Source organism: Caulobacter sp. FV2ps19 (assembly GCF_058681035.1).
Window position 1 is genome coordinate 2185477 of the sequence record NZ_CM178729.1, and the last position, 25933, is coordinate 2211409.

At 66.5% G+C, this 25933-nt stretch carries 27 protein-coding genes; 14 read left to right on the plus strand and 13 right to left on the minus strand.

The window, feature by feature from the left end:
* Positions 1–96 precede the first annotated feature (96 nt).
* From ACW18B_RS10500 to ACW18B_RS10515, 4 genes are all read left to right on the plus strand, one after another.
* Positions 97–531 (plus strand): phasin family protein, encoded by a 435-nt coding sequence (locus ACW18B_RS10500; RefSeq protein WP_492046989.1) that lies wholly within the window; start codon positions 97–99, stop codon positions 529–531.
* 135 nt (positions 532–666) lie between these two features.
* Positions 667–1128 carry a RidA family protein gene (locus tag ACW18B_RS10505; RefSeq protein WP_492046990.1) on the plus strand — a complete coding sequence of 154 codons (462 nt, stop codon included), beginning with the start codon at positions 667–669 and terminating at the stop codon, positions 1126–1128.
* A complete protein-coding gene (locus ACW18B_RS10510; protein WP_492046991.1) occupies positions 1128–1901 on the plus strand; it encodes a glycerophosphodiester phosphodiesterase in 774 nt (257 codons plus the stop codon). Before ACW18B_RS10505 ends, ACW18B_RS10510 begins: the two co-directional genes overlap by 1 nt.
* Complete coding sequence (locus ACW18B_RS10515; RefSeq protein WP_492046992.1) at positions 1865–3058, plus strand: GNAT family N-acetyltransferase; 1194 nt, start codon at positions 1865–1867, stop codon at positions 3056–3058. The genes ACW18B_RS10510 and ACW18B_RS10515 overlap by 37 nt, the downstream gene beginning before the upstream one ends.
* On the opposite strand, the gene ACW18B_RS10520 is transcribed toward ACW18B_RS10515, so the two are convergent.
* A complete protein-coding gene (locus ACW18B_RS10520) occupies positions 3055–3648 on the minus strand; it encodes a DUF4287 domain-containing protein (RefSeq protein WP_492051678.1) in 594 nt (197 codons plus the stop codon). The two genes, ACW18B_RS10515 and ACW18B_RS10520, sit on opposite strands and share 4 nt — an antisense overlap.
* Before the next feature lie 112 nt (positions 3649–3760).
* On the opposite strand from ACW18B_RS10520, the gene ACW18B_RS10525 reads away from it, so the two are divergent.
* Genes ACW18B_RS10525 through ACW18B_RS10535 form a run of 3 tightly spaced genes read left to right on the plus strand, consistent with a single transcriptional unit; the run spans position 3761 to position 4854 of the window.
* A complete protein-coding gene (locus ACW18B_RS10525) occupies positions 3761–4192 on the plus strand; it encodes an HIT family protein (RefSeq protein ID WP_492046993.1) in 432 nt (143 codons plus the stop codon).
* Between the two features lie 52 nt (positions 4193–4244).
* Complete coding sequence (locus ACW18B_RS10530) at positions 4245–4547, plus strand: hypothetical protein (protein ID WP_492046994.1); 303 nt, start codon at positions 4245–4247, stop codon at positions 4545–4547.
* Positions 4540–4854 carry a hypothetical protein gene (locus ACW18B_RS10535; protein ID WP_492046995.1) on the plus strand — a complete coding sequence of 105 codons (315 nt, stop codon included), beginning with the start codon at positions 4540–4542 and terminating at the stop codon, positions 4852–4854. The genes ACW18B_RS10530 and ACW18B_RS10535 overlap by 8 nt, the downstream gene beginning before the upstream one ends.
* Positions 4855–4903: 49 nt before the next feature.
* Here ACW18B_RS10535 and ACW18B_RS10540 read toward each other — a convergent pair whose 3' ends face one another.
* The 7 genes from ACW18B_RS10540 to ACW18B_RS10570 all read right to left on the minus strand — a co-directional run bounded on the left by ACW18B_RS10540 (position 4904) and on the right by ACW18B_RS10570 (position 11595).
* Positions 4904–5203: a CCDC90 family protein gene (locus tag ACW18B_RS10540; protein ID WP_492046996.1), complete on the minus strand. Its 300-nt coding sequence runs from the start codon at positions 5201–5203 to the stop codon at positions 4904–4906.
* Between the two features lie 100 nt (positions 5204–5303).
* Positions 5304–7640: an ATP-dependent Clp protease ATP-binding subunit ClpA gene (clpA, locus tag ACW18B_RS10545; protein WP_492046997.1), complete on the minus strand. Its 2337-nt coding sequence runs from the start codon at positions 7638–7640 to the stop codon at positions 5304–5306.
* Positions 7641–7653: 13 nt separating this feature from the next.
* On the minus strand, positions 7654–7983 hold the full coding sequence (gene clpS / locus ACW18B_RS10550) for an ATP-dependent Clp protease adapter ClpS (protein WP_492046998.1): 330 nt from the start codon (positions 7981–7983) through the stop codon (positions 7654–7656).
* A 240-nt stretch (positions 7984–8223) separates the two neighbouring features.
* Positions 8224–8730, minus strand: coding sequence for a DUF3224 domain-containing protein (locus ACW18B_RS10555; RefSeq protein ID WP_492046999.1), 507 nt, complete (start codon positions 8728–8730; stop codon positions 8224–8226).
* 57 nt (positions 8731–8787) lie between these two features.
* A complete protein-coding gene (locus ACW18B_RS10560; protein WP_492047000.1) occupies positions 8788–10044 on the minus strand; it encodes a DNA polymerase IV in 1257 nt (418 codons plus the stop codon).
* Positions 10045–10057: 13 nt separating this feature from the next.
* A complete protein-coding gene (locus ACW18B_RS10565) occupies positions 10058–10951 on the minus strand; it encodes an ROK family protein (protein WP_492047002.1) in 894 nt (297 codons plus the stop codon).
* Positions 10948–11595: a hypothetical protein gene (locus ACW18B_RS10570; RefSeq protein ID WP_492047003.1), complete on the minus strand. Its 648-nt coding sequence runs from the start codon at positions 11593–11595 to the stop codon at positions 10948–10950. Before ACW18B_RS10570 ends, ACW18B_RS10565 begins: the two co-directional genes overlap by 4 nt.
* Before the next feature lie 121 nt (positions 11596–11716).
* Between ACW18B_RS10570 and ACW18B_RS10575 the strand changes: the two genes are divergently transcribed.
* The 3 genes from ACW18B_RS10575 (at position 11717) to phoY (ending at position 15237) form a co-directional block, all read left to right on the plus strand.
* Entirely contained in the window at positions 11717–12094 is a 378-nt protein-coding gene (locus ACW18B_RS10575; protein ID WP_492047005.1) for a response regulator, read from the plus strand.
* On the plus strand, positions 12091–13455 hold the full coding sequence (locus tag ACW18B_RS10580) for a PleD family two-component system response regulator (RefSeq protein ID WP_492047006.1): 1365 nt from the start codon (positions 12091–12093) through the stop codon (positions 13453–13455). Before ACW18B_RS10575 ends, ACW18B_RS10580 begins: the two co-directional genes overlap by 4 nt.
* 84 nt (positions 13456–13539) lie before the next feature.
* Positions 13540–15237, plus strand: coding sequence for an alkaline phosphatase PhoY (phoY, locus tag ACW18B_RS10585; protein WP_492047007.1), 1698 nt, complete (start codon positions 13540–13542; stop codon positions 15235–15237).
* 184 nt (positions 15238–15421) lie between these two features.
* Here the strand turns inward: phoY and rpmG are convergent, their stop codons facing one another.
* The 3 genes from rpmG to ACW18B_RS10600 all read right to left on the minus strand — a co-directional run bounded on the left by rpmG (position 15422) and on the right by ACW18B_RS10600 (position 16890).
* On the minus strand, positions 15422–15589 hold the full coding sequence (gene rpmG, locus ACW18B_RS10590; protein WP_007673017.1) for a 50S ribosomal protein L33: 168 nt from the start codon (positions 15587–15589) through the stop codon (positions 15422–15424).
* An 81-nt stretch (positions 15590–15670) separates the two neighbouring features.
* Positions 15671–16138, minus strand: a complete 468-nt coding sequence (locus ACW18B_RS10595) for a DUF6265 family protein (protein ID WP_492047008.1) — start codon at positions 16136–16138, stop codon at positions 15671–15673.
* Between the two features lie 23 nt (positions 16139–16161).
* Positions 16162–16890 carry an NUDIX hydrolase gene (locus ACW18B_RS10600; RefSeq protein ID WP_492047009.1) on the minus strand — a complete coding sequence of 243 codons (729 nt, stop codon included), beginning with the start codon at positions 16888–16890 and terminating at the stop codon, positions 16162–16164.
* 108 nt (positions 16891–16998) lie between these two features.
* Here ACW18B_RS10600 and ACW18B_RS10605 point away from each other — a divergent pair, with 108 nt between their 5' ends.
* Both ACW18B_RS10605 and ACW18B_RS10610 read left to right on the plus strand, forming a co-directional pair.
* Positions 16999–18297, plus strand: a complete 1299-nt coding sequence (locus ACW18B_RS10605) for an amidohydrolase (protein ID WP_492047010.1) — start codon at positions 16999–17001, stop codon at positions 18295–18297.
* Positions 18298–18502: 205 nt separating this feature from the next.
* On the plus strand, positions 18503–18997 hold the full coding sequence (locus ACW18B_RS10610) for an ion channel (RefSeq protein WP_492047011.1): 495 nt from the start codon (positions 18503–18505) through the stop codon (positions 18995–18997).
* Here the strand turns inward: ACW18B_RS10610 and ACW18B_RS10615 are convergent.
* A complete protein-coding gene (locus ACW18B_RS10615; protein ID WP_492047012.1) occupies positions 18894–20051 on the minus strand; it encodes a pyridoxal phosphate-dependent aminotransferase in 1158 nt (385 codons plus the stop codon). The genes ACW18B_RS10610 and ACW18B_RS10615 overlap by 104 nt on opposite strands.
* 85 nt (positions 20052–20136) lie before the next feature.
* Here ACW18B_RS10615 and ACW18B_RS10620 point away from each other — a divergent pair, with 85 nt between their 5' ends.
* Positions 20137–21210, plus strand: a complete 1074-nt coding sequence (locus ACW18B_RS10620; protein ID WP_492047013.1) for an SGNH/GDSL hydrolase family protein — start codon at positions 20137–20139, stop codon at positions 21208–21210.
* Between the two features lie 205 nt (positions 21211–21415).
* On the opposite strand, the gene rnr is transcribed toward ACW18B_RS10620, so the two are convergent.
* Positions 21416–23731, minus strand: coding sequence for a ribonuclease R (rnr, locus tag ACW18B_RS10625; RefSeq protein WP_492047014.1), 2316 nt, complete (start codon positions 23729–23731; stop codon positions 21416–21418).
* 182 nt (positions 23732–23913) lie between these two features.
* Between rnr and ACW18B_RS10630 the strand changes: the two genes are divergently transcribed.
* Entirely contained in the window at positions 23914–25830 is a 1917-nt protein-coding gene (locus ACW18B_RS10630) for a M1 family metallopeptidase (protein ID WP_492047015.1), read from the plus strand.
* Positions 25831–25933: the final 103 nt, after the last annotated feature.

Consider the following 25933-nt stretch of genomic DNA (forward strand, 5'->3'; position numbering starts at 1 on the left):
CTGCTGCACTGCAACATGGCAAATCGACGTTGTCCCAAATGCATGGGGCTGTTCGCGCAGCTTCGCCATGCCCCGCCCATTTCCAGGAGACTCCCCATGGCCGCCGCCGAAACGATGAAGAAGACCGTCGAGCAATTCAGCACCGCCTCGAACCAAGCGTTCAAGGACGGCGTGGAAAAGTCCCTGTCCGCCCTGGCGGAAGCCAACACCCATTCCAAGAAGAACCTTGAGGCCGTCGTGGCTTCGGTGACCGCCGCCACCAAGGGCGCTGAAGCCCTGGGCGCCGAGGCCTTCGCCTATTCGAAGAAGGCCGCCGAAGATCAGGTCGCCGCCGCCAAGTCGCTGGCCGCCGCCAAGAGCGTTCAGGAAGCCATGGAACTGCAGACGACCTGGGCCAAGTCGGCTCTGGAAGCCTATGTCGCTCAGATGAGCAAGGCTTCGGAGATCGTCTCGGCTTCGATCAAGGACTCGATGAAGCCCCTGAACGAACGGGTCAGCGCCGCTGTCGAAAAGTTCCAGGCCGCGCGCTAGGGCGACCGCGAGGTCGGCGCACGGCGCCGGCGTCTACAGCTTGAAGAAAGGCCCAAGCCGGTGACGGCTTGGGCCTTTTTTCTTGTACCCGCCCTTGGCGAGGTTAAGCATTGCGGCTCGTGAACGGAGTGCGTGATGTCCAGGATTGAAGACCGTCTGAACCAGCTTGGCGTGGTGCTGCCCCAGCCCGTGGCGCCAGTCGCCAACTATGTGCCGTTCGTGCGGTCGGGCAACCTCGTCCACATCTCGGGCCAGATCTCTCTGGACGCCGGGGGCGGGATCAAGGGCACGGTCGGCGTGGATGTCGATCTGGAGACCGCTCAAAAGGCGGCGCGTCTGTGCGGGATCAACCTGCTGGCCCAGATGAAGGTGGCCTGCGACGGGGACCTCGATCGGGTGGTGCGGGTGGTCAAGCTGGGCGGCTTTGTCCAGGCGGGGCCCGACTTCATCGACATTCCCAAGGTCATCAACGGGTGTTCGGACCTGATGGTCGATGTGTTGGGCGACAGCGGTCGCCACGCCCGCTCGGCGGTCGGCGTCTATCGGCTGCCGCTGGGCTTTGCGGTCGAGGTCGATGCGGTGGTGGAGATCGCTTGATGCCCAGTCGCGAGCGTCCATCGACTGAGGTGTTTGGCGAGGCCTGGGAGCGTCTGTCCGAGCCCGCCATCGCCCACCGCGGTCTGTGGACGCCCGGCGGCGCTCCGGAAAATTCGCTGGCCGCCTTTCAGGCCGCCTGTTTGCGTGGCTACGCGGTCGAGCTTGATGTGCAGCTTACCGCCGATGGCCATGCGGTGGTCTTCCATGATGAGAGGCTGGAGCGCCTGACCGGCGTCGAAGGCCGCTTGCGCGATCATACCGCCGCCGAGCTCGGCGTGATGACGCTGCTGGGGACGGACGAAACCATCCCGACCCTGGCCGACACTTTGACGATGATTGGCCACCGGGCCATGGTCTATATCGAGCTGAAGACCCCGTTCGGCGAGGTTGGCCCCCTTGAAAAGGTGGTCTCCGAAATCCTGATCGACCACAATGGTCCGATCGCGGTGATCGGTTTCAACCCCTATTCCCACGCCTGGTTCGCCGACCATCATCCGCAGATCCTGCGCGGCCTCAATTCCTATGGCTGGAACGACGACGGCGCCCGAAAGCTGGCGCCGGAGATGCGCAAGTCGCTGGCGGCGCTGGAACAGGTCGAGATTGCCAGGCCCGACTTCCTGTCGCTGGGTCTGGACATGCTGCCTAGCGCGCGCGCGGACCTCTACCGCGACAAGGGCATGCCGGTGGTCGCTTGGACAGTGCGCTCGCCCGAGCAGTGGGACACAGTCAGCGACCATTGCGACAATCTGATCTTCGAGGGTTTCGAGGCGTGATCGGTGTGAAGGCGGCGGTTCGCGTGCATCGCGAGATCGCCGAGATCGGGCGCGAGGCCTGGGACGCTTGCGCCGCGCCGACCGGTGATCCGTTCGTCAGCTATGATTTCCTGTCGATCCTGGAGGAGAGCGGCTGCGTCGGCTCCCGCACAGGCTGGGCCCCGCAGCACCTGTCGGTCGAGGACGAAACGGGTGGCGTGGCCGGGGTCATGCCGCTTTATCTGAAGTCCCACAGCCAGGGCGAATACGTCTTCGACCATGCCTGGGCCGACGCCTATGAGCGGGCAGGGGGGCGTTATTATCCCAAGCTGCAGTGCTCATCACCGTTCTCGCCGGTGACAGGCTCACGCCTGATCGTCCGGCCTGATGTCGATGTGGACGAAGGACGCTCGGCGCTGCTGGGCGGCGCCCTGACCCTGTGCGAGCGCATGGGGGCCTCGTCTCTGCACGTGACCTTCCCGAACGCCGACGAATGGGCCTGGATGGGCGAGCGTGGCTTGCTCCTGCGCCAGGACCAGCAATATCACTGGGAAAACGCCGGCTACGCCACCTTCGACGACTTCCTGGCGGCCCTGTCGTCCAATCGCCGCAAGACCATCCGTCGCGAGCGCCGCGACGCCCAGGACGGGCTGGAGATCGTAGCCCTGACCGGCGATGCGCTGACCGAAGAGCACTGGGACGCCTTCTTCGGCTTCTACATGGACACTGGCAGTCGAAAATGGGGCCGGCCCTATCTGAACCGGTCGTTCTATTCGCTGCTGGGTGAGCGGATGGCCGACAAGGTGATCCTGGTGATGGCGCGCCGTCCGGGCGGGCCGTGGATCGCCGGCGCCCTGAACCTGCTGGGCCGCGACTGCCTGTATGGCCGTCACTGGGGCTGCGCCGAGGACGTGCCGTTCCTGCATTTCGAGCTCTGCTACTATCAGGCCATCGAGCATGCGATCCGGCTGGGCCTGCCGCGCGTCGAGGCCGGGGCCCAGGGGCAGCACAAGATCGCCCGCGGCTACCTGCCCAGCCCGGTCTATTCGGCCCACTGGATCGCCGACCCGATGCTGCGCGAGCCGGTGGCTCGCTATCTGGAACGCGAGCGCGAGGCCGTCGAGAGCGACATGCGGATGCTCAACGACGAATATTCGCCGTTCAAGGAGGAGCGCTAGGCCCGCTCCCAGGCCGCTCCGAGCAGCGACCGGATCTCGTCATCGATCTCGGTCGGGGAGCTCAGGACGAGCTTGGCCTTGAGGCGATCCGACCACCCTTCGTTTCGGGGTTCCTGCAGGCGAGGGGACGCGTCGGGCGTTACGGCCAAACCCAGCACGATCGTTCCGCCTTTGGCCGGCTTTGCGGCGGCGAACTGCACCTTGCGTGACCAGGCGGTGAAGGCCTTTCGCTGGCCGGTGACCAGTCCGTCGAAGTCTGCGACCGCCGTCTCTATCGCTTCGAGGATCGCCGTCGAGGCGGGGTCTATCCACAGGGCGGCGCGCAAGCCGGCGGCGTCGTCCCAGCCCATCTCTGACGGAAAGGCCTGCGCCAGGATCGGCGCCGCGCGGTTCTGGCCGATCCCGTGATGGGTCTTGAGCCACTCGGTGCGGGCGCGGGGTTTGGTTTCCGGGCAGTCCCGGCGGACGATCTCGACCCACTGCGCAAGGGTTTTGCCAGTTTCTCGCTCCAGCCCGGCCTGAACTGATGCGAACCACTTCTTTTGGGCCTCGGTGAGGTGCTCTGGACCGTCAACGGACTTGGTCGCCATGCTTGCGCGCTCCGGCTGGTTTGCTACGACCATCGCCACACTTTCGATGAGAGCATGACGGACGCTGAAGCCGGCGTCCACTTTCAGCTGTCATGCTCTGCAGGAGACGGCCATGAGCCTTAACGGAACCTACGACCCCGACAACATCTTCGCCAAGATCATCCGCGGCGACATGCCGGCGGTGAAGGTGTTTGAGGACGATCAGGTCCTGGCCTTCATGGACGTGTTCCCGCAGTCGCGCGGCCACATGCTGGTGATCTCCAAGACCTCCAAGGCCCGCAACCTGCTCGACGCGGAGGCCAAGACCCTGGGCCGACTGATCGGCGCCACCCAGAAAGCCGCCGCCGCCGTGACGGCGGCCCTGAAGCCCGACGGCGTGATGATCTCGCAGTTCAACGGCGCCCCGGCAGGCCAGACCGTGTTCCACCTGCATTTCCACGTCATCCCCCGCTATGAGGGAGAGGCGCTGGGCCGGCATGGCGAGGGCATGGCCGATGTCGAGGAGCTGAAGGCCCTGGCCGAGAAGATCACGGCGGCGCTGTAGGGATTTGCAACCAAGGCATTCGCGTTAAGGTGGCGTGCGGAGGGGGATTCGCATGCGGCTGCATCCAGTGACCTGGCTGATGATTATGGGCGTGATGCTGAAGCTCGGCGTCCTGGCCATAACGCTCGCGAGCCTCGTAGCCTCGGTCGTCTATCTCGAGACCGACGGCATGCGGTCGGAAGAGGCATCTTTCGTGCTCGGCGCCATTACTGAGCCGATGGCCTGGAATCTTCGTGAGCTCGCTCAAACAACTCTTCTGGTGGGCATGGCCTTCTGGATCGAGGCGCTTGTTCGGGTTTATGGCCGCCTGCAACACCTGAACGCACAGACACTGGGGGAGAAGGCGCATGCCTGATCAGTACGCCGCGCCAGCCGACCGCTCGTCAGCCTTTCTTCGTCGCCTGCATCCCGTGACCCGGCTTATCGTTGCCGCAGGCCTATTGCACCTGTGCGGCGATGTCGTCGGCGGATTGCATGCACTGTGGCTCCAACAGAATGCCATGGCTGTTGCCGACCAAGGTTCGATCGCCCAGCTGTTCTCGAACGGTGCTCACGCCTTGGCCTATACGATCAGCTTCTTTGGAACGGCCGCGACCGTTGAGTACCTCTTCCGCATCTGGCGGGAGGTGGCGCTCATGAGAGAGCGAAAACAATCGCTATGACGGGGCCGCGTTTAGCCGCGCGACGCTGATGAAGGTGGCGCTGCCCTGATCAGGGGAAGAGTTTGATGATGGCGGTGGCCAGACCGACGACGGCCGTCATGGCGCCCACGAGGGCGAAGCCCTGGACGCGGAGCTGATCGTGAAGCTCGGCGCGAATGCGGTGTTCCGATATCGTGATATCGGCCTTCGTCGCCACATCGGCGATGTCTGCCTTGGTCGCCAGGCCGCTGATGTCCGGAAAGTTGGTCGCGTAGCGCATCAACTCGACAATCGCGTCGGCGGCGGGTTCCTCGACGCCCGCATCGCGGAGGCGTTTTGAAGCGCTGAGTGTGTCGAAGGTCGCGGGCATGTAATCAATCTACCCGTTTGCTCCCGTTTTATCTATCGCCTCGCGCGAGCCGGAATCGAAAGAGGCCCGGATCGCTCCGGGCCTCTCGATGGTGCTGGATCTATTCGACCAGCGCCGGTTCGGCGTCGCTCTTGTCCGAGGCCTGGGACTTTCCGGGCTTTTCCGGGGTGCTTTCGATCTCGAAGTCGATCTTGCTGTCCTTGAGGATGATCTTGACGTGGCCGCCGCGAACGAGGCGTCCAAACAGGATGTCATCGGCCAGCGGCTTCTTGATGTGCTCCTGGATGACCCGGCCCAGGGGCCGAGCGCCGTAGAGCTCGTCGAAGCCGTTCTTGGCCAGCCAGTCGGCCGCGTCGTCGGTCAGTTCGATCGTCACGTTCCGGTCGGCCAACTGGGCCTCCATCTGCATGACGAACTTCTGCACGACCTGGCGGATGATCTCCGGCGTCAGCGGCTTGAAGGCCACGACCGCGTCGAGGCGGTTGCGGAATTCCGGCGTGAACAGGCGCTTGAGGGCGGCCTCTTCCTCGCCAACCACCTTGTCGCGACCAAACCCGATCGACTGCCGCTGGGCGTCCGAAGCGCCCGCATTGGTCGTCATGATGAGGATCACGTTGCGGAAATCGACCTTCTTGCCGTTGGAGTCGGTGAGAACCCCGTGGTCCATGACCTGCAGCAGGATGTTGTAGACGTCCTGGTGAGCCTTCTCGATTTCGTCCAGCAGCACCACGGCGTGCGGGTGCTGGTCGACGGCGTCGGTCAGCTGGCCGCCCTGGTCATAGCCGACATAGCCGGGAGGGGCGCCGATCAGGCGGCTCACGGTATGGCGTTCCATGTATTCGGACATGTCGAAGCGGATCATCTCGATGCCAAGCGTCGAGGCCAGCTGCTTGGCGGCTTCGGTCTTGCCAACGCCCGTGGGGCCGCTGAACAGGAACGAGCCGATCGGCTTGTCCGCGTCGCGAAGACCGGCGCGGGCCAGCTTCATGGCCGACGACAACTGATCGATCGCGGGGTCCTGACCGAACACGGCGCGCTTCAGATCCGATTCCAGTTCCTTCAGCGCCTCGGTGTCCGACTTCGAAACCGACTTGGGCGGGATGCGGGCGATCTTGGCCACGACGGCTTCGATCTCCTTGACGCCGAGAACCTTCTTGCGACGGTTCTCGGGCAGCAGCATCTGGCCGGCGCCTGCCTCGTCGATCACGTCGATCGCCTTGTCGGGCAGCTTGCGGTCGGTGATGTACTTGGCCGCCAGCTCGACCGCCACTTTGATGGCCTCGTTGGTGTATTTCAGCTTGTGGAAGTCCTCGTAGTAGCTCTTGAGCCCCTTGAGGATCTTGATGGTGTCTTCCACCGTCGGCTCGTTGACGTCGATCTTCTGGAAGCGCCGGACCAGGGCCCGATCCTTCTCGAAGTGCTGACGGAACTCCTTGTAGGTGGTCGAGCCCATGCAGCGCAGGCTGCCCGAGGCCAGAGCCGGCTTGAGCAGGTTTGAAGCGTCCATCGCCCCGCCGCTGGTGGCGCCGGCGCCGATCACCGTGTGGATCTCGTCGATGAACAGCACCGCATTGGGGTGGTTCTCGAGTTCCTTGACCACCTGCTTGACGCGTTCCTCAAAGTCGCCGCGATAGCGGGTGCCGGCCAGCAGCGCGCCCATGTCGAGCGAGAAGATGGTGGCTTCCGCCAGGACCTCGGGGACCTGATGGGTGATGATCTTGCGGGCCAGGCCCTCGGCGATGGCGGTCTTGCCGACGCCCGGCTCGCCCACCAGCAGGGGGTTGTTCTTGGTGCGACGGCACAGGATCTGGATCGCGCGTTCCACTTCGTTCGCGCGGCCGATCAGCGGGTCGACCTTGCCCTGGCGGGCCTTCTCATTGAGGTTGACGCAATAGGCCTCGAGCGCCTCGCCGCCGGTCTTGGCGTTGGGCTTGTCGGTGTCTTCTTCCGTCGTGCTGCTGTTGGCGCCCTTGACGGCCTTGGGCTCGGAGGCGCCGGCCTTCTTGGCAATGCCATGGGCGATGAAGTTCACCGCGTCATAGCGCGTCATGTCCTGCTCTTGCAGGAAGTAGGCGGCATGGCTTTCGCGTTCCGAGAAGATGGCCACCAGCACATTGGCGCCGGTGACTTCTTCGCGGCCGGAGGACTGGACGTGGATCACCGCGCGCTGGATCACGCGCTGGAAGCCGGCGGTCGGCTTGGCGTCTTCTTCATCGTCGACGACCAGCGAGGCCAGTTCGACGTCGAGATAGTTGGCCAGGCTCTTTTTCAGGGCGACGAGATCGACGTCGCAGGCCCGCATCACCCCGGCGGCGTCATCGTCGTCGGTGAGGGAGAGGAGCAAATGCTCCAGGGTCGCGTATTCGTGCTTTCGCTGATTGGCGTAGGCGACGGCGCGGTGGAGAGATTCTTCGAGGGGGCGAGAAAACGAGGGCAAGGGGGGAGGCTCCTCAGTCTTTTTCCATGGTGCACTGCAGGGGATGCTGATGACGACGCGCCGAGTCTATGACTTGCGCAACCTTCGTTTCAGCAACTTCGTAAGTATAAACGCCGCATACGCCGACGCCGTGCTGGTGCACGAGCAGCATGATACGCGTCGCGTCTTCGCGCGACTTGTTGAAGAAGCGCTCAAGGACGTACACGACAAATTCCATCGGCGTGTAATCGTCGTTGAGAATCAATACTCGATAAAGCGACGGCTTTTGAACCTTCGGCTTCACCTCAGTGACGACCGACGATCCGGAACCGTTATTCTGTCCGCCTTGCTTTCGCTCGGCCATCGACCGTTTTCTCCTGGCGGGTCAAAAGCGCCCGCCTTTCTGGATTAGATATGGAAACGCAGCGGCTTTGGAAGGGCCAGTTGCCTCGGTGCGCCGCTTTAACACAGGGGCGCCCTGCAAAAGGGCTTCACGATTGGGAGAGGGGAGGCCGTACGACGACGGTTTCCTGGGCGAGGATCCAAAATGGGGCGCGGCGATGCAGCGCGCAAGGGGACGGCGTTAACGCGGCGCGTCCGAGCGCTATGAGAGGGGCAGGGTGTATTCCAGATCATACAGGTGCTGGCCGTCGACAATCTCGATCGTCAGCTGTCCGGCGATACCCTTCAGCGCCCCCGCGCCGGAGTCGGGGACGATCTCCACCGTCAGCCTACGGTCGGCGCCGCGCATCAAGCCCTGGTGAACCAGCGCAAAGCTGCCGGCCTTGCCTTGTAGCGTCCCAGTGACGCGTTCGATGGCCACATAGACTGCCGAGCCGGGCGTATCGGTTCCGGCGGTCAGCATCTGGCCCTTGCCTGTCGCCTCCAGGTCGCCATGAAAGGTCTTGTCCAGCGACATCCGGCCCAGGATCGAACCTTCTGCGGTGTCCTGTTCCTGCGGCGCCATCTTCACCTCGAAGGGGCCCTTGGCGTGATGGATCATGGCGGCGGCTCCGGACGACGATGATGGCGGGTTGGTCTGGGTGGCGGCGATTGGCGCCGAGATCAGACTGGTCAGCACAGCGAGCGCGATGAATGGCGTGGACGGCATGCAGGCTCCTTGGATAACGTCGATCCTTGATAGAGCAACGCTACAAGCGAACAACCTTCAGCGGCTTTTGAGGGCGCGTCCCGTCATCACCGCGCCGGCGCCGAACTTGCCGCGCAGGGCGTCGATGGTCTGCTCATTCTTTAGGGTTCGCCGCTCGTCGGCCGCGAAGAAATCGTCGGCCGCGCCCTCGGCGGGGACGAACTCGGTCAGGCCCGCACCGATCAGGCGATAATAGGTTCCGCCGGGCTCGCTCGCGAGAAGCTCGCGCGTCACCTGAAACAGCGTGCGCGCCGTCTGGATCGGCACGGGTAGGGTGCGGCGGCGGGTGTGGATCTTGAAGTCGGGTGTGCGCAGCTTCAGCGTCGCCACCCGCCCGGCGACGCCTTCGGCCCGCGCCTGTTTGGCGACCCGTTCGCACAGGGGCCAGAGTTCGTCCTCCAGATCCTCAGCCTTGAACAGGTCGTCATTGAAGGTGGTTTCGGCGCTGATGGTCTTGCGCACCTGATCGGGATCAACCGACCGCGCGTCCTGGCCTTGGGCCAGGCGGTGCAGACGCAGGCCGCCGGATCCCAGCGTGGCCGCCAGATGCTTGAGATCGGCGGCCGCGATATCGCCGACCGTGCGAAAGCCTTCGGAGGCCAGGGCGCTGACCGTGGCGGGGCCCACCCCCGGCAGGATCGAGACGGGCTTGTCGGCCAGAAAGGTCTGGGCCTCGGCGGCCCCGATCACCGAGAAGCCACGCGGCTTGTCCAGCTCCGAGGCGATTTTGGCCAGAAACTTGTTGGGCGCCAGGCCGATTGAGACCGTCAGCTGGATCTCGGCCTCGATCTCGCGCTGCAGCCGGGTCAGCATCACGGCCGGAGAGGCGCCATGCAAGCGCTCTGTGCCCGACAGGTCGATCCAGGCCTCGTCCAGCGACAGGGGCTGTACCAGCGGCGTCAGGGCGTCCAGCTTGGCCATGATCCGCCGGCTCTCTTCGCGGTACTTGGCGAAGTTGGGCTTGATCACCACGGCGTCCGGACACAGCTTTAGCGCCTTGTACATCGGCATGGCCGAGCGCGCGCCGCTCATGCGGGCGATGTAGCAGGCGGTGGTGACCACGCCCCGTTTGCCGCCGCCGATGATCACCGGCTGGTCGCGGATCGAGGGATCGTCGCGCTTCTCGACCGAGGCATAGAAGGCGTCGCAGTCCAGGTGCGCCATCGACAGCGTGGCCAGCTCCTCATGGAAGATCGTGCGCGGCGAACCACAGGACGGGCAGCGCGAGGCCTTCGCCTCGCCCGTCCAGTCGCAGTCGCGGCAGAGGGCCTTCATCGCTCGTCCCTTTTTAGGAGTCCTGGAGCGGCCAAAGCCAGACCGCGCCCCGGACGCCGGAGCTGTCGCCATGCACGGCCTTGCGCACCGGCGTTTCAAAGGTGTCGGAGAAGACGTGTGGCGCGATCGCGGCCGGCAGCCGCGCGTACAGCGCCTCGACGTTCGACATGCCGCCGCCCAGCACGATGACGTCCGGGTCGAGCAGGTCGCACATCGCCGCCAGGGACCGCGCCAGGCGATCGACATAGCGATCCAGCGCCGCTGCGGCCGCCGCGTCGCCGGCCTCAATGGCCGCCATGACGGCCTGTCCGGTCGGGTGTCCGGCGTCGCGGGCGAAGGCCGGGCCGGCGATCCAGGTCTCGAGACAGCCCCGGCGGCCGCACCAGCAGGCGGGACCGGGATATTCCTCGGGGCGGGGCCAGGGCAGGGGCGTGTGTCCCCATTCGCCGGCGACGCCGTTGCGGCCTTCGATGATCCGTCCATCGACCACGACGCCGCCGCCGCAGCCGGTGCCGACGATGGCGGCGAACACGACACCCTCTCCGGCGCCGGCGCCGTCGGCGGCTTCCGACAAGGCCAGGCAGTTGGCGTCGTTGGTCAGGCGCACGGGACGCTCAAGCGCCCTCGCCAGGTCTTGTTCGAACGGACGGCCGTTCAGATAGACGCTGTTGGCGTTGCGGATCAGGCCGGTGCGCGGCGAGATCGAGCCGGGGACGCCGACGCCCAGCCGCGCCGCCTTGGCGCCGGCCATGCACTCGGCGTCGACCAGAAGTTCGGCGATGACGCTCAGGGCCTCGTCATAATTGCCGGGATTGGGCTTGCGGACGCGGGCGACGAACTGGCCATCGCCATCCAGGGCGGCGACTTCAATCTTGGTGCCGCCGAAATCGACGCCGAAACGGATCATGCGAACAGGCGCGCCTCGATCGCGGTCTGCAGGTGGGGCCAATGGTCGATCCGCGCATGGCGGTCGGGCGCGCTGGGCGCCAGCGGCCGCAGACGTTCGTCGCTGACCATCTGGAAGCGGGTCACCTGCGGGGCGCTGGCCGCGACCGATTCCAGCTGGGGGAGGAGGTCGTCGATAAAGACCGATGAGCCTGACGTCCGCGCGCTCAGTTCCGCCGCCGCAGGTCCCTTGGGGCCGCTGTTGATGATCAGCGGGTAGTCGAAGCCATGAGTCTTCAGCCACTGGGCGCGGGCCAGGCGGCCATGTTCGGGGGCGTTGGTCAGGATAATGACTCCGGAGCGGGTGGACAGGTTGGCCAGGGCGTCAGCGGCGCCCTCGGCGGGCGGCAGGTCATCGGCCCCGTCGCGGAAGAAATCGTCGAACAGGGCCTTGCCTGCGATCAGGTCCAGATGCTCGGTTTCGCCGGGCCGATAGATGTTCTGGAACAGGGCGAAACGGTCAACGCGCAGCTCAAAGCCGTGCCGGCCGATGAAGGCCCCGAACCCGCGCATGAACTGGGCGAGGACCTCATCGACATCGACGATCACCAGCGGCGCGGCGGGATCGATGGCGCAGGCTTCGATGTCGGAGTAACTAGGTTCCATGATCTGCGATTGGCCGGTGTTAACGCGATTAGCGGGGGCTTAAGGATATTCGTGCGATCTGGACACAGAAGGCCGCGCGAATCTCTCAGGCGTCGCCACGGACCGTATGGTCGGGGTCAGGATGACGAAGAAGGTCCTCATCGTGGAGGATAATGAGCTGAACATGAAGCTCTTTCATGATCTGCTCGAAGCCCAGGGTTATGAGACCCTGCAGACCCGCGAGGGTTTGCAGGCGCTATCCATTGCCCGGGATAGTCGCCCTGATCTGATCCTCATGGATATCCAGCTGCCGGAGATCTCGGGGCTCGAGGTCACCAAGTGGCTCAAGGAGGACGAGGATCTGGCGCATATCCCCGTCGTGGCCGTCACGGCCTTCGCCATGAAGGGCGACGAGGAGCGGATCAGGGAGGGCGGCTGCGAAGCCTACATCTCCAAGCCGATCTCGGTGGCCCACTTCCTGGACACCATCAAACGCTTGCTGGACAAGGCTCCGGCATGAGCGCGCGCATCCTCGTCGTCGATGACATCGAGGCCAATGTGCGCCTGCTCGAGGCCAAGCTTTCGGCCGAATATTATCAGGTCTCCACCGCGTCGGACGGGCCCACGGCCCTGGCGATGGCGGCCAGCGACCTGCCCGACATCATCCTGCTGGACGTCATGATGCCCGGCATGGACGGTTTCACCGTCTGCAAGCGCCTGAAGGAAGACGTCGCTACACGCCATATTCCTGTGGTGCTGGTGACCGCTCTGGATGGCCGCGCGGACCGCATCCAGGGGCTGGAGGCGGGGGCTTCGGACTTTCTGACCAAGCCGATCGACGACGTCATGCTGTTCGCCCGCGTGCGGAGCCTGACGCGCCTGAAGCTGGTCATCGACGAACTGCGCCAGCGCGAGGCCTCGGGCCGCCGCATGGGCGTGATCGCCGGCGCCGCCTCGCGGCTCGACGGCCTGGGCGGCCGGGTGCTGATCGTCGACGACAACGAACGCCAGGCCCAGCGCATCGCCGCCGAGCTCAGCGTCGAGCATCGCCCCGTGGTCGAGTCCGATCCGGAAAAGGCGCGGATCAGCGCTGGTGGGCCGGTGGACCTGGTGATCATCAACGCCGCCGCCAAAAGTTTCGATGGCCTGCGCTTCGCGGCCTCCTTGCGCTCCAACGAGCGCACCCGCCATCTGCCCGTTCTGGCCATGGTTGATCCCGACGAGCGTCAGCGGATGGTCAAGGCGCTGGAAATCGGCGTCAACGACATCCTGCCGCGTCCGGTCGATCCGCAGGAGCTGGCGGCCCGGGTCAAGACCCAGATCCAGCGCAAGCGGTACACGGACTATCTGCGCAACAATCTCGACCACAGCCTGGAACTGGCCGTCACCGACCAACTGACCGGCCTGCACAACCGTCGCTACATGACCGGCCAGCTCGACTCCCTGGTCCAGCGCTCGGTGCTGGGCGGCGATCCGGTGGCGGCGCTGCTGATCGACATCGATCACTTCAAGAAGATCAACGACACCTTCGGTCATGACGTCGGCGACGAGGTGCTGCGCGAGTTCGCCGTGCGTCTGGCCTCCAATGTCCGGGCCATCGACCTGCCTTGCCGCTATGGCGGCGAGGAGTTCACGGTGATCATGCCCGACACCCAGCTGGCCGACGCGATGCGCATCGCCGAGCGCATCCGCATGCATGTCGCCGGCTCGCCCTTCCGGGTGGCGCAGGGCAAGGAACTGCTGACGGTGACCATCTCGATCGGCGTCTCGGCCACCCTGGGCGAGACCGACACCCCCGAAGCTCTTCTCAAGCGGGCGGATGAGGGCGTCTATGAAGCCAAGGCTTCTGGCCGCAACGCCGTGGTCGGCCGCGTCGCCTGACGGCTTTTCAAGCCACTGTCGCTTTCCTGACATCGTGGCCGCTTAGGCGGTTGCATGCAGCAATCGATTGGGCAATTTGCATCAATGAAGAAGCTTCTGACTTTCGGCGCCCTGGCTTGCGCCGCCCTCGCGCTCGGCGCGCCCGCCCTGGCCGAGCCCGTCGCCAAGCCTGCCCCCAAGCTGGTCGTGGTCATCTCGGTCGACCAGTTCAGCGCCAATCTGTTCGCCCAGTACCGGTCGCAGTTCACCGGCGGCCTGGCGACCCTGGCGGAGGAGGGGATCGTCTATCCCAACGGCTATCAGTCCCACGCCTTCACCGAGACCTGTCCCGGGCACTCGACCCTGCTGACCGGCAAGCATCCCAACAAGACCGGCATCAGCGCCAACGACTGGTATGATCGGGAGACCGGCAAGTCGGTCTATTGCCTCGGCGATCCCAGCAGCCCCCTGGCTCATGACCCCGACGCGCGTCCGGTCAGCCCACGGAACCTGGTCGCCACCACCTATGGTGACTGGCTGAAGGCCGTTTCCCCGAGCAGCCGGGTGTTTGGCGTTTCGGGCAAGGATCGCGGCGCGATCACCATGTCCGGCCACCATGCCGACGGCGCCTTCTGGTATGTGCCCGGCTATGGCTTCACCACCTTCGTGCCCCCTGGCGACACCGCCGAGGCCCGGCTGAAGCCCGTGGCGGCGTTCAACGCCAGGATCGCCACCGACCTCAAGAAGCACCCGTTCGTGTGGGACTATGACAAGCGCCCGATGGACGCCCTGACCGGCGGTTCGGCCAAGCGCTGCAAGGCCCTGGAGGCCGACTATGTGACCGGCGGCCGCAAGTGGCGCGCCGCCCTGCCGATTCCGGTCGCGCCGGACGCGGCGGGCAAGCTGCGCGACCTGGGCTCCAGCCCCTATATCGACCAGGTCTCGCTGGAACTGGCCGCTCAGCTCCGCGACACCTATGGCCTGGGCGACGGCCCGCAGGTGGATGTTCTGACCGTCAGCCTGTCGGCCACCGACTATATCGGCCACCGCTACGGCACGCGCGGTCCGGAGATGTGCGATCAGATGGCGCGTCTGGATGAGGGGCTCGGCGCGTTCTTGAAGAGCGTCGGCAAGGCCAAGGGCGGCGTGCTGGTGGTGCTGACCGCCGACCACGGCGGCGCCGACATGGCCGAGCGGCTGAACGGCGAGGGCTATGATGTCGAACGGGTGATCGCCAAGCCGTGGCTGGCCAAGTTGAACGCCCAGGTGCGGGCTGATCTGGGTCTGTCCTGGGATCCGCTGATGGCGGACGGCGGCATCGACCAGATCTACGCCGTGGGGCCCGATCGCAAGGCGCCCTCGATCACCGACCGCGCCCGGATCGTCGCCGACGCCCTGGCTCTGATCTCCCGCCTGCCCGAGGTCGCCGGCGCCTTCGACGCCAATACCCTGCTGACCGCGGAAGCGGCCCCGGCCGACGCCTCGCCCGAGGAAATCTCGGTCATGGAGCGCATGCGCCGCAGCGCCTATCCCGGTCGTACGGGTGACATCCTGGTCGCCTTCAAGCCCGACATCGTGCCCTCGACCCCGGGGGCGACCTATGTCTCCGGCCACGGCAGTCCCTGGGACTATGACCGCCGGGTGCCGATCCTGTTCTGGTGGAAGGGCGGCGCGCCGCGCGAACGCATCCTGCCGCTGGACACCGTCGACATCGCCCCGACCATCGCGGCGGTGACCGGCGTCACGCCCCCGGCCGACATCGACGGTCGCTGCCGGCCGCTGGGGTCCGGGCACGACTGCTAGCTCACAGGCCCCCTCCTGACCGCTTCGCGGTCGTCCTCCCCCGGAGGGGGAAGATGCTCCCATCTTCCCCCTCCGGGGGAGGAGCGCCGTAGGCGCGGAGGGGGCGAGTTTCCGAGCCCAGAATCAAAAACGCCCGGCTATCGCTAGCCGGGCGTTTTCGTGTGTCGTGCCAGTCGGGCAGATCTTACTTGATCTTGCCTTCCTTGAATTCGACGTGCTTGCGGATGACCGGATCGTACTTCTTCAGCACCATCTTCTCGGTCTTGGTGCGGGCGTTCTTCTTGGTCACGTAGAAGAAGCCGGTATCCGCCGTGGAGTTCAGGCGGATCTTGATTGAAGCCGGTTTGGCCATGGTCGAATCCCTGCGGTATCGCGCAGGGTTCCCGCGCGCTGGAAATGAGAGGCGCGGAACATACTCATCACCCGGCCAAAGTCAATTGCCGATAGGGCAGCGTGTGTAAGGGAAGTCGACGGCTTTGGCACGGCCACCGACCTGACCCTCGATACGGGCGATCAAGGTCCGCTCATCCACCCGACGATACAGAATACGCTGGGGAAAATCGTGTTGCGGGTTCTCGAACACCGCTGTTTCGTTGACGAAGCCCTTGAAGGTGAAGCTCGTCTCGGCCTGACCCGAGGGGAGGGCGACATACCGGAGTTGGCCGTCGTCGCCTCGATCGATTCTGAGGAATTCATAGTCGCGCGCCACGCCGTCGCGAACGCGGCGGCTGAGCCCCATCATCATTCCGCCGTCGGTGGCGATCCACTGTTCTGTCGTGCGGCCGTTTGCAGCGACCTGTTCCCAGCAACCGGCGAGCATGCCGCTGAGCACCTCTTCGGCCGGAGGGCCGCTCGCTGGCGAGCTGACGAGGACGCCGGCGGCGAGGATCAGGCCGATCATATCCATCTCCGAGACAGCGTGGCTCAGACGTAGGTCAGGTTCCGCGCGCCGTTCAGGAAACGCATGAAGGGGGCCGGTCGTCCAGCGTCGCGTAGCCTCTGGCCGATCTCGCCGACCACGAAGCGGGTGATGTTGGGCAGGTCCAGGGCCAGGGCCTCGTCGAAATCGACCCAGGCGATCTCGTCCAGCTCGCCGCAGTCGGGCTGGCGCTCCAGGCTCAGCAGCGCCTCGGCCGGGGCCATGAAGAATCGGGCGTCGAAACGGCGGGTGCGATAGGGCGGGGTGATGGCGCGGGCCACGAAGGCCAGCGGCGCAAGGTCGGGCAGGGCGCCTTGAGCCAGGAAGGGCCTCCAGGGGCCCGCAGCAGGCCGTGGAGGCGCGGGCTTGGCCATCAGCAGTCCAGTCTCCTCGAAGGTCTCTCGCACCGCCGCCAGCGCCAGGGCGCGGGCCAGGGCGGCCGGGGACGGGTGGCGCGGCTGGTGGGTCAGCCGCGCCGCGGTCTCGGGGCTCAGTTCCGAGGCGGCGGGCGCGCGATAGTCGCCGCGATCGACGCGGCCGCCGGGAAACACCCACTTGTCGGGCATGAAGGCGTGGCCGCCGGCCCGTCGACCCATCAGCAGGCGGGGCTTGGCGGCGTCGGTGCGGACAATGATCAGGGTGGCGGCGTGGCGCGGGCGCAGCACGCCGGTCCCCGGCTCGCGCACGGCGGCGTCGTGGATCGTGTCGAATTTGGCGTCGATCGGCTCATCCATGGGGCAAGCTTAGCCCGTTTGCGTCCTTCGCCAAGCCGACCCTTGCGTCACCTTGACCGCTTGCCGGCCTGCGTCCCAATCTCTGATCCGCGTTCAAGGGGATGAGTCATGTCTGTACGGGTTTCGACGCTGGCGATCATGGCCGGCCTGGCTTTCGGCGCGCCGGCTCTGGCGGCGCCCTCCACGGCCAAGATCGAGGCGGCGGCCAAGGCGGTTCAGCCCAAGGTCATCGCCTGGCGCCGCGACATCCACGAGCATCCCGAACTGGGCAATCAGGAGGTCCGCACCGCCGCGATCATCGCCAAGGAGCTGAGGGCCCTGGGTTTCGAGGTGCGCGAAGGCGTGGGCAAGACCGGCGTGGTCGGGATCCTCAAGGGCGGTAAACCCGGCAAGGTCGTGGCCCTGCGCGCCGACATGGACGCCCTGCCGGTCGCGGAAAAGACCGGCCAGCCGTTCGCCTCCAAGGCCACCGCCACCTGGGAGGGCCGGACGGTCCCGGTGATGCACGCCTGCGGCCATGACACCCACGTGGCCATGCTGCTGGGCGCCGCCACGGTGCTGGCCGGCATGAAGGCTGACATCAAGGGCACGGTGGTGCTGATCTTCCAGCCCGCCGAGGAAGGCCCTCAGGCCGGCGAAGAGGGCGGCGCCAAGCTGATGATCCAGGACGGGGCGCTGGACCAGCCCAAGGTCGACGCGATCTTCGGCCTGCATATCGGCCCGGCCGACGCCCATCTGCTGAACTATCGCGCCGGCGGCTTCTATGCCGGGGCTGATCGCCTGACCATCACCGTCAAGGGCAAGCAGACCCACGGCGCGCGGCCCTGGGCCGGCATCGACATGTCCAGCATCGCCGCCGACATCGTTCAGGCCATCAACCAGATCGCCGCTCGTCAGGTGGATGTGGGTGTGTCGCCCTCGGTGGTCACCATCGCCATGATCAATATGGGCCTGCGCAGCAACATCATCCCCGAAGACCTGAAGATGGAAGGGACGATGCGCACCTTCACGCCCGAGCGGAAGGCCGAGCTGATCGACAAGGTCACCAAGGCCGTCGCCGCCGTCGGCGACCGCTACGGCGCCAAGGCCACGGCGGTGTTCAGCCAGCCCTATCCGGTGACCTACAACAATCCCGAGCTGTCGAGCTTCGTGAAGGCCAGCTTGCTCAAGGCCTCACCCGGCAAGGTGGATGACCAGGGCGCGTTGGTGACGGGGGCTGAGGACTTCTCGCTCTACGCCCTGAAGGTCCCTGGGGTGTTCGTGCAACTGGGCGGACGGCCCAAGGGCGTCCCCGCCGCCGGCGCGCCGGCCAACCACTCACCCTATTTCGATGTCGACGAGGACGTGTTCGAGACCGGCGTGAAGGCCGAGGTGTTCATGGCGTTGGACTATCTGGAGCGGAAGTAGGCCTACGGACTTGCCCCCTCCGCGCCTGCGGCGCTCCTCCCCCGGAGGGGGAGGACGGGCGCGAAGCGGCCCGGAGGGGGCAAGGGGTGTTTGCCGTCCGCTAAAAGACCTGCACCGTCCGCCGCCCCGCGATCATAATTGGGCCCGATTGGCGCCCACATAGGCTTTCGCGAACGACCGCGTCGCGTGTGTGAAGGAACAGATCATGGCGGACTTCTACGCCTTCGCCCTGGCTTTGGCGCTGATCTCGGTCGCGGTGGCGATCCACTTCCAGGCGCTGCGGGCTCTGTCGCGCGGCCAAGACCGGCTGATGGTGTCGGGGCGACTGAAGATTCTGCTGGTGATCTTCGGCCTCATCATCGCCCACGTCTTTGAAGCGGCGGTGTTCGCGGGCGGCTACGCGCTGGGCGAGCACATCCTGCACCTGGGCAGCTTTGTCGGCGCCTCAAGGATCAGCGCCAGCCAACTGTTCTATTTCTCGATGGAGGCCTTCACCACCCAAGGCGTGGGCGATGTCTATCCGGTCGGCCCGCTGCGCCTGATCGCCAGCCTTGAGCCCCTGGCCGGCCTGATCCTGATCGGCTGGTCGGGATCCTTCACTTTCCTGGCGATGCGGCTGGACTGGCGCTTCGCGCCGCAAACCACGGAACCAGACGCGACAGCGCTTCCTTCACCTCCGCCGTCGACACCGCGAAACTGAAGCGCATGAAGCGGTGGCCCTCGACGGGGTCGAAGTCGATCCCCGGGGCCGTCGCGACGCCAGTATCGACCAACAGCTGCTTGCAGAAGGCCATGGAGTTGTCGGTCAGGTGGCCGATATCGGCCCAGATGTAGAAGGCCCCGTCCGGCGGCGCGATCCTCGCCAGGCCCAGGGCGGGCAGGGCATCGAGCAGCAACTGGCGGTTGGCGCGATAGACCTCGACATGGCCTTCCAGCTCGCCTGTGCAGTCCATGGCGACCAGACCGGCGTGCTGGCTCAGCGAGGGGGCGGTGAGGAACAGATTGCCCATATAGGCGCGGGCCCGGTGGACGTGGGCCAGCGGCGACAGCAGCCAGCCCAGCCGCCAGCCGACCATGCTGAAATATTTCGAGAAGCTGTTGACGATCAAGGCCCTGGGCTCGAACTCCAGCATCGAGCGCACCGGTCCGACATAGCTGAGGCCGTGATAGATCTCGTCGCTGACGATGCGGATCCCGCGCGCGCGGCAGACGGCGGCGATGGCGGCCATCTCGTCGTCGGTGATGATGGTGCCGGTCGGATTGGCCGGGCTGGCGACGATGACGCCGGCCGGGGGAGGATCCAGCGCCTCTAGGTGAGCGGCGGTCAGTTGGTAGCGATCCTGCGGTCCGCAGGCGATCTCGACCGGGATCAGGTTCAGCGCCTTCAGCGTATTGCGATAGGCGACATAGCCAGGGCGGGCCAGGGCGACGCGATCGCCGGCCTCGAAGCTGGAGGCCAGGGCCATGACCAGGGCCGGCGACGCGCCGCAGGTCAGGATGATCTGTTCGGGATCGACCGTGACGCCGTGCCGGTCGTCATAGAGCTGGGCGATGCGGGCCTTCAGGGCGGGGCTCTCCCAATAGCCCAGGCCGTCGCTGTCCAGCACCGCGTGAGTTCGCGCTATGGCGGCCTTGGGCGCGCCGGTCGAGGGCTGGCCGAACTCCATGTGGATGACCGAACGCCCTTCGGCCTTCAGCTGGTGGGCCAGGCGGCTGATGGCGATGGCGTGGAACGGGTCGAGGTCGGGGCGCATGGCCTATTCTGTTAGCGGCATTCGCAGCCGCGCCCAAGAGGCGGCGCCTGTGGCGTCGCGCCTCGGCCCATGGCAAGACTTCGGCATGATCTCGACCGTCAAGCTTGCCGTCCTCGCCGTCGCCGTCAGTCTTTCGCTGGGCGGGGCGCCGTCCTTGGCCGGCGAGCGCCTGCCGGTTCACGTCGGAGGCCGTGTCGTGGCCGAGCCTGATGGCGCCCTGCGCTTCGGCTGGCCGGGCGTCTATGTCGAGAGCCGCTTCGAAGGGCCCTCGGTCGAGGTCGCCGTCGACGCCGCGCAGGACCATCTGGCGGTGTCCATCGACGGACAGCGCCGGGCGGAGCTGAGCAAGCCGGGTCCGGCGCGGCTCAGCTTCAGCGGGCTGGGCCCCGGCGCTCATGTGGTTCGCCTGGACAAGCTGACCGAGAGCCAGAGTGGTTCGTCTCGCTTCCTGGGCTTTTTCGCCGGCCCTAAGGCTCATGGCTTGCCCGAGGTCGGTCGCGGTCGGCGTATCGAGTTCATCGGCGACTCCCACACGGTCGGCTATGGCGTGCGCTCGACGGCGCTGGCGTGCACGGAAGCCGAAGTTCACGACCTGACCGACACCAGCCTGGCTTTTGGCCCCGTGCTGGCCCGCCGGCTGGACGCCGACTATCGGATCGTCGCCTTCTCGGGCCGGGGCGTGGTGCGCAACTATGCCGGCATTGTACCGGGCGAGCCCTTGCCGGCCCTCTATGATCGCCTGATCCCGGGCGAGGCGACCCCGCGCGTCGCGGACGGTGACCCGTGGAAGCCGCAGTTGATCGTGGTCGGGCTGGGGACCAACGACTTCTCGACGCCGGTCAAGCCGGGCGAGGCCTGGGCTGATCAGGCGGCTTTGCGGGCGGCCTATCGCGACGGCTATGTCGCCTTCCTCCACGCCGTGGCCGCGCGCCAGCCGCAAGCCCGCTTCCTGCTGATCGCCGGCGACCTGTTCGCCGACGACGTGGCGCAGGTGGCGCGCCAGATCGACGCCGTTGCGCCCGGGCTTGTCACGCCCGTGCGGATCACCGGCATGGCCAAGACCGGCTGCCACGGGCATCCTTCGGTGTCGGATCAGATCCTGATGGCCGACCGGCTGGAAGCGGCGATCAACAGCTTGCCGGACGCGTGGAGCCGCTAAGTATAGCCCGCCTTCCTGGGCCTTGTGCCCAGGACCCATGTTTGAGGCAGGTTGTGATTTCGGCCTCATTCACGGCTGAACAGCCCAGAACACAGACCCAAACTCGCATCGACGGCGCCATGGATCCTGGGCGCAAGGCCCAGGAAGGCTAGTCTTTCTGCCGGTTATTGATAAGCCATAGCCCTGCCGTGACAGCGGGAGCAGCCTACCGCCGCTTGCCGCGCCGCACGCCCTTGGGCAGGCCGCCGCGCGGTTTCACCCCCGCCTGACGCCTCGCCCCCAGGCGGGGCAGCGGGGCCTTCGGGTCGGCCGGCAGGGGCGGGGTCAGCATCTCGAACAGCAGGCCGCCGGTCACCGGGGTGGCCTCGACCAGCTTGACCTCGACCTGCAGGCCCAGCGGCCAGCGCTTGCCGGTGCGATCGCCGACCAGGGCGTGCATGCGTTCGTCGTGGACGAAGAACTCCTGGCCCAAGGTCGAGACCGGGACCAGGCCGTCGGCGCCGGTCTCGTCCAGCTTCACGAACAGACCAAAACGGGTGACGCCGGTGATGCGGCCGTTGAATGTCGCCCCCACCCGGTCGGACAGGAAGGCGGCGATATAGCGGTCGGTGGCGTCGCGCTCGGCGGCCATGGCCCGGCGCTCGGCGAAGGTGATGACCTCGGCGGTGTCCTTGATCTGGCTGATGTCCTGATCGGTCAGGCCGTCCGATCCCAGCCCCAGCGCGCGGATCAGGGCCCGGTGGACGATCAGGTCGGCATAGCGGCGGATCGGGCTGGTGAAGTGGGCGTATTTGGCCAGGTTCAGGCCGAAATGGCCCAGATTGTCCGAGCTGTAATGGGCCTGCATCTGGGTGCGCAGCACCACCTCATTGACGATGGCGGCGTGCGGCCCGTCGCGGGTCTCGTCCAGCAGCTTGTTGAAGCGGTGGGTCTGGGGCGCCTCGCCCTTGCTCCACTTGATCTCCAGGGTCGCCAGGAACTCGGCCAGGTTCTGCACCTTCTCCTGGCTGGGCGTGTCGTGAACGCGATAGATCAGCGGCGTGCGCTTGGCTTCCAGGCTCTCGGCGGCCGAGACATTGGCCTGGATCATCATCTCCTCGATCAGCTTGTGGGCCTCAAGGCTGGGGCGGCGGTTGATCGAGGCGATCTCGCCCTCGCGGGTGATGACGATCTTGCGCTCGTCGCTCTCGATGGCCAGGGGCGAGCGGATCTCGCGGCCCTTGCCCATCAGGCGGAAGGCGGTCCACAGCGGCTTGAGCACCGGGTCCAGCAGCGGGCCGGCCTTGTCGCCGTCCTGGCCGTCGGGCGGGACCACGCCGTCGATCGCGGCCTGGGCCTGCTCATAGGACAGCTTGGCGGCGCTGCGCATCAGGCCGCGCACGAAGCGGTGGCTCTTCTTGCGGCCGTTGGAGTCGAACACCATCCGCACCGCCAGGGTGGCGCGGTTCTCGTTCTCGCGCAGGGAGCACAGGCCGTTGGACAGCACCTCGGGCAGCATCGGCTCCACCCGGTCGGGGAAATAGACGCTGTTGCCCTTCTCGCGGGCTTCCTTGTCCAGGGCCGAGCCGGGGCGGACATAGGCGGCGACGTCGGCGATGGCCACCCAGACGATCCAGCCGTCCGGATTGCCGGCGTCGGGGTCGGGATGGGCATAGACGGCGTCGTCGTGGTCGCGGGCGTCGACCGGGTCGATGGTGATGAACGGCAGGTCGCGCAGATCATCGCGCCCTTCCAGGGTGGGCGGCTTGGCGTTCGCCGCTTCGGCCTCTGCCTCTTCCGAGAAGCCGGTCGGGATGCCGTGGCTGTGGATGGCGATCAGCGAGGCGGCGCGGGGATCGTCCTCCTGGCCCACCACTTCCAGCACCTTGCCCTGTTTGGGACCATAGCGACCGGCGGCCGTGCCGACCTGGGCGATGACCAGATCGCCCTCTTTCAGGTCCTTGGCTTCCTGCTCGTTGAGGATCAGGCTTTCCTTGGACTTGCGGTCCACCGGCTCGACGCGGATCTCGCGGCGATGCTTGCGGATCACGCCCAGGATCTTGTGAGCGCTCTGGCCCAGCTTCTTGATCAGCCGGGCTTCCATCTCGCCGTTTTCGAGGCGCTCGAAGCGCACCAGCAGGCGGTCGCCCATGCCGGGCGCGCCGCCGGCGGCCTCGTTGCGGGCCGGCGACAGCCGCACCAGGGGCGCGTCGTCGCCCGACTTGGTCAGCTTGACGAACATGTCGCCGTCTGTGTCGCGCTCGACCACATCGACCACGCCCACCGGCGGCAGCGACCCGGCCTCGGCGAAGCCCTTGCGGCCCCGCTTGCCCAGGTCGCCCGAGGCTTCCAGCTCGCGCAGCATTTCGCGCAGGGCCCGGCGATCGACGCCCTTGAGCCCAAAGTGGCGGGCGATGTCGGCCTTGCCCGCTTCCCCGGCGCTGCGCAGGAAGGCCAGCAGGGTGTCGCGATCCGGCAAGCCGGCGGGCGGCTTGGAAGCGGCGGGGAATTTCGATGATTTGGGCGAGCGCGGTTTAGCCATGTCCTGCAATAACCCGCGAGCGGGGCGGAAGGCCAAGGGAAACGCTCAAGAACCGCTCTGACCCTGACTTGGCGCCTGTTGGCAGACCGCTTTGGGGGCGATAGGTCTTTGCCTCCGCTCGGCCACCTTTGCGGTCGATTATCGCGCGGCCCCTGGCCTTGCCCGTCGCACAGGAACGATCCATGACCTTGAACGCCCGCGGCCGCGCCGTCCTGCTTTCGCTGCTGCTCTGCGGAGTCGCCGCGCCCGCCCTGGCCCAGACATCCCAGGCGGTCCCGGCCATCCTGGCGACGGCCGAGGCGCGGGACATCCACTCCTACGCCCAGCCGCTGGTGGCGCGGGTCACCCATATCGATCTGGACCTGACCGCCGATTTCGTCGGCCAGAAGATGACCGGCACGGCCGCCCTCGACATCGCCGCCGCGCCGGACGCCAAGCAGGTGGTGCTCGACAGCAAGGGCCTGGTGATCCACGGGATCACCGACGCCAAGGGCCAGGCCTTACCGTGGACCCTGGGCGCGGCCGATCCGATTCTGGGCGCGCCCCTGACCGTCACGCTCAACGGCGCCCGGCGCATTGTCATCGCCTATGACAGCGCGCCCGACGGCGCGGCCCTGCAGTGGCTGGACCCCGCCCAGACGGCCGGCAAGACCAAGCCCTATCTGTTCAGCCAGGGCGAGGCGATCCTCAACCGCAGCTGGATCCCCACCCAGGACAGCCCCGGCATCCGCCAGACCTGGACCGCCCGCATCGTCGCGCCCGCCGGCCTCAAGGCGGTGATGAGCGCCGAGATGCTGACCCCTGACGGCGAAACTTTGACGGGTGAAATGGGCGCCGGCGGCGCTCGCGCCTATCGCTTCAGGATGGACAAGCCCGTCGCCTCCTACCTGATCGCCCTGGCCATCGGCGATCTGGCGTTCCAGCCTCTGGGCCAGCGCACCGGCGTCTATACCGAGCCGTCGGTGATGAAGAAGACCGCCAACGAACTGGTCGATGTCGAGAAGATGGTCGAGGCGGCCGAGGGGCTCTACGGGCCCTATGCCTGGGGCCGTTACGACCTGCTGGTGCTGCCGCCGTCGTTCCCGTTCGGCGGCATGGAGAACCCGCGCCTGACCTTCGCCACCCCGACCATCATCGCAGGCGACCGCTCGCTGGTCAGCCTGGTGGCCCATGAGCTGGCCCACTCGTGGTCGGGCAACCTCGTGAACAACGCCACATGGTCGGACTTCTGGCTGAACGAGGGCTTCACCGACTATTTCGAAAACCGGATCATGGAGAAACTCTACGGCAAGCCGCGCGCCGACATGCTGGCTGATCTGGGCTGGAGCGACCTGCAGGCGGCGATCCAGGACGCCGGCGGCCCGACCGGCGCCGACACCAGGCTGCACTTGGACCTTGCTGGCCGCGATCCCGACGACGGCATGACCGATATCGCCTACCAGAAGGGCGCGACCTTCCTGCGCACCATCGAGAAGGCCGTCGGCCGCGACCGCTGGGACGCCTACCTGAAGGCCTATTTCGCCCGCCACGCCTTCCAGTCGCAGACCACGGCCGGCTTCGTCACCGATCTGCGCGCCAACCTGATCAAGGGCGATCCCAAGCTGGAAGCGGCGATCGGCATCGATCAATGGGTCTATGAGGCGGGTCTGCCGGCCAACGCCGTGCACATCCAGTCGGCCGCCTTCCCGGCGGTGGACGCCCTGGCGGCCGGTTATGCCCAGGGCGGGCCCGCCCCGTCCGCCCAATGGGCGGCCTGGAGCACGCCCGAGCGCACTCGCTTCATCTCGAGCCTGCCGCGTCAGCTGTCGACGGAACGCCTGGCGGCGCTGGACAAGGCCTTCGGCCTGTCGGCCCAGGGCAACAGCGAGATCCGCTTTGTCTGGCTGGAGCTGGCTGTCGCCAATCGCTACGCGCCGGCCGTGCCGTCGCTGGAGGCCTTCCTCACCGAGCAAGGCCGCCGCAAGTTCGTCGCGCCGCTGTTCAAGGACCTGATGGCCCAGGGCGACTGGGGCCAGCCGATCGCCAAGGCGCACTACGCCAAGACCCGACCACTGTACCACGCCGTGACGCGGCAGACGGTGGACGGCATCGTCAAGTAGGGGGGCGATCGACAGTCCGCCCCTCGCCCCTTTTTCATCCGTTGTTCCCGCCCTCGGGGCGGGAATGACGGCGATACAGGTGGGAAGCGTCGTCGAAATCCTG

Coding starts and splice junctions, on each gene's coding strand:
- ACW18B_RS10560 (WP_492047000.1), bottom strand. CDS start 10,044: ATGAAGGCCCTCTGCCGCGACTGCGACTGGACGGGCGAGGCGAAGGCC.
- ACW18B_RS10575 (WP_492047005.1), top strand. CDS start 11,717: ATGACGAAGAAGGTCCTCATCGTGGAGGATAATGAGCTGAACATGAAG.
- ACW18B_RS10620 (WP_492047013.1), top strand. CDS start 20,137: ATGATCTCGACCGTCAAGCTTGCCGTCCTCGCCGTCGCCGTCAGTCTT.
- rnr (WP_492047014.1), bottom strand. CDS start 23,731: ATGGCTAAACCGCGCTCGCCCAAATCATCGAAATTCCCCGCCGCTTCC.
- ACW18B_RS10615 (WP_492047012.1), bottom strand. CDS start 20,051: ATGCGCCCCGACCTCGACCCGTTCCACGCCATCGCCATCAGCCGCCTG.
- ACW18B_RS10605 (WP_492047010.1), top strand. CDS start 16,999: ATGTCTGTACGGGTTTCGACGCTGGCGATCATGGCCGGCCTGGCTTTC.
- ACW18B_RS10570 (WP_492047003.1), bottom strand. CDS start 11,595: ATGGAACCTAGTTACTCCGACATCGAAGCCTGCGCCATCGATCCCGCC.
- ACW18B_RS10510 (WP_492046991.1), top strand. CDS start 1,128: ATGCCCAGTCGCGAGCGTCCATCGACTGAGGTGTTTGGCGAGGCCTGG.
- rpmG (WP_007673017.1), bottom strand. CDS start 15,589: ATGGCCAAACCGGCTTCAATCAAGATCCGCCTGAACTCCACGGCGGAT.
- ACW18B_RS10530 (WP_492046994.1), top strand. CDS start 4,245: ATGCGGCTGCATCCAGTGACCTGGCTGATGATTATGGGCGTGATGCTG.
- ACW18B_RS10595 (WP_492047008.1), bottom strand. CDS start 16,138: ATGATCGGCCTGATCCTCGCCGCCGGCGTCCTCGTCAGCTCGCCAGCG.
- ACW18B_RS10540 (WP_492046996.1), bottom strand. CDS start 5,203: ATGCCCGCGACCTTCGACACACTCAGCGCTTCAAAACGCCTCCGCGAT.
- ACW18B_RS10610 (WP_492047011.1), top strand. CDS start 18,503: ATGGCGGACTTCTACGCCTTCGCCCTGGCTTTGGCGCTGATCTCGGTC.
- ACW18B_RS10555 (WP_492046999.1), bottom strand. CDS start 8,730: ATGCCGTCCACGCCATTCATCGCGCTCGCTGTGCTGACCAGTCTGATC.
- ACW18B_RS10580 (WP_492047006.1), top strand. CDS start 12,091: ATGAGCGCGCGCATCCTCGTCGTCGATGACATCGAGGCCAATGTGCGC.
- phoY (WP_492047007.1), top strand. CDS start 13,540: ATGAAGAAGCTTCTGACTTTCGGCGCCCTGGCTTGCGCCGCCCTCGCG.
- ACW18B_RS10505 (WP_492046990.1), top strand. CDS start 667: ATGTCCAGGATTGAAGACCGTCTGAACCAGCTTGGCGTGGTGCTGCCC.
- ACW18B_RS10535 (WP_492046995.1), top strand. CDS start 4,540: ATGCCTGATCAGTACGCCGCGCCAGCCGACCGCTCGTCAGCCTTTCTT.
- ACW18B_RS10630 (WP_492047015.1), top strand. CDS start 23,914: ATGACCTTGAACGCCCGCGGCCGCGCCGTCCTGCTTTCGCTGCTGCTC.
- ACW18B_RS10525 (WP_492046993.1), top strand. CDS start 3,761: ATGAGCCTTAACGGAACCTACGACCCCGACAACATCTTCGCCAAGATC.
- clpS (WP_492046998.1), bottom strand. CDS start 7,983: ATGGCCGAGCGAAAGCAAGGCGGACAGAATAACGGTTCCGGATCGTCG.
- ACW18B_RS10565 (WP_492047002.1), bottom strand. CDS start 10,951: ATGATCCGTTTCGGCGTCGATTTCGGCGGCACCAAGATTGAAGTCGCC.
- ACW18B_RS10500 (WP_492046989.1), top strand. CDS start 97: ATGGCCGCCGCCGAAACGATGAAGAAGACCGTCGAGCAATTCAGCACC.
- ACW18B_RS10600 (WP_492047009.1), bottom strand. CDS start 16,890: ATGGATGAGCCGATCGACGCCAAATTCGACACGATCCACGACGCCGCC.
- ACW18B_RS10520 (WP_492051678.1), bottom strand. CDS start 3,648: ATGGCGACCAAGTCCGTTGACGGTCCAGAGCACCTCACCGAGGCCCAA.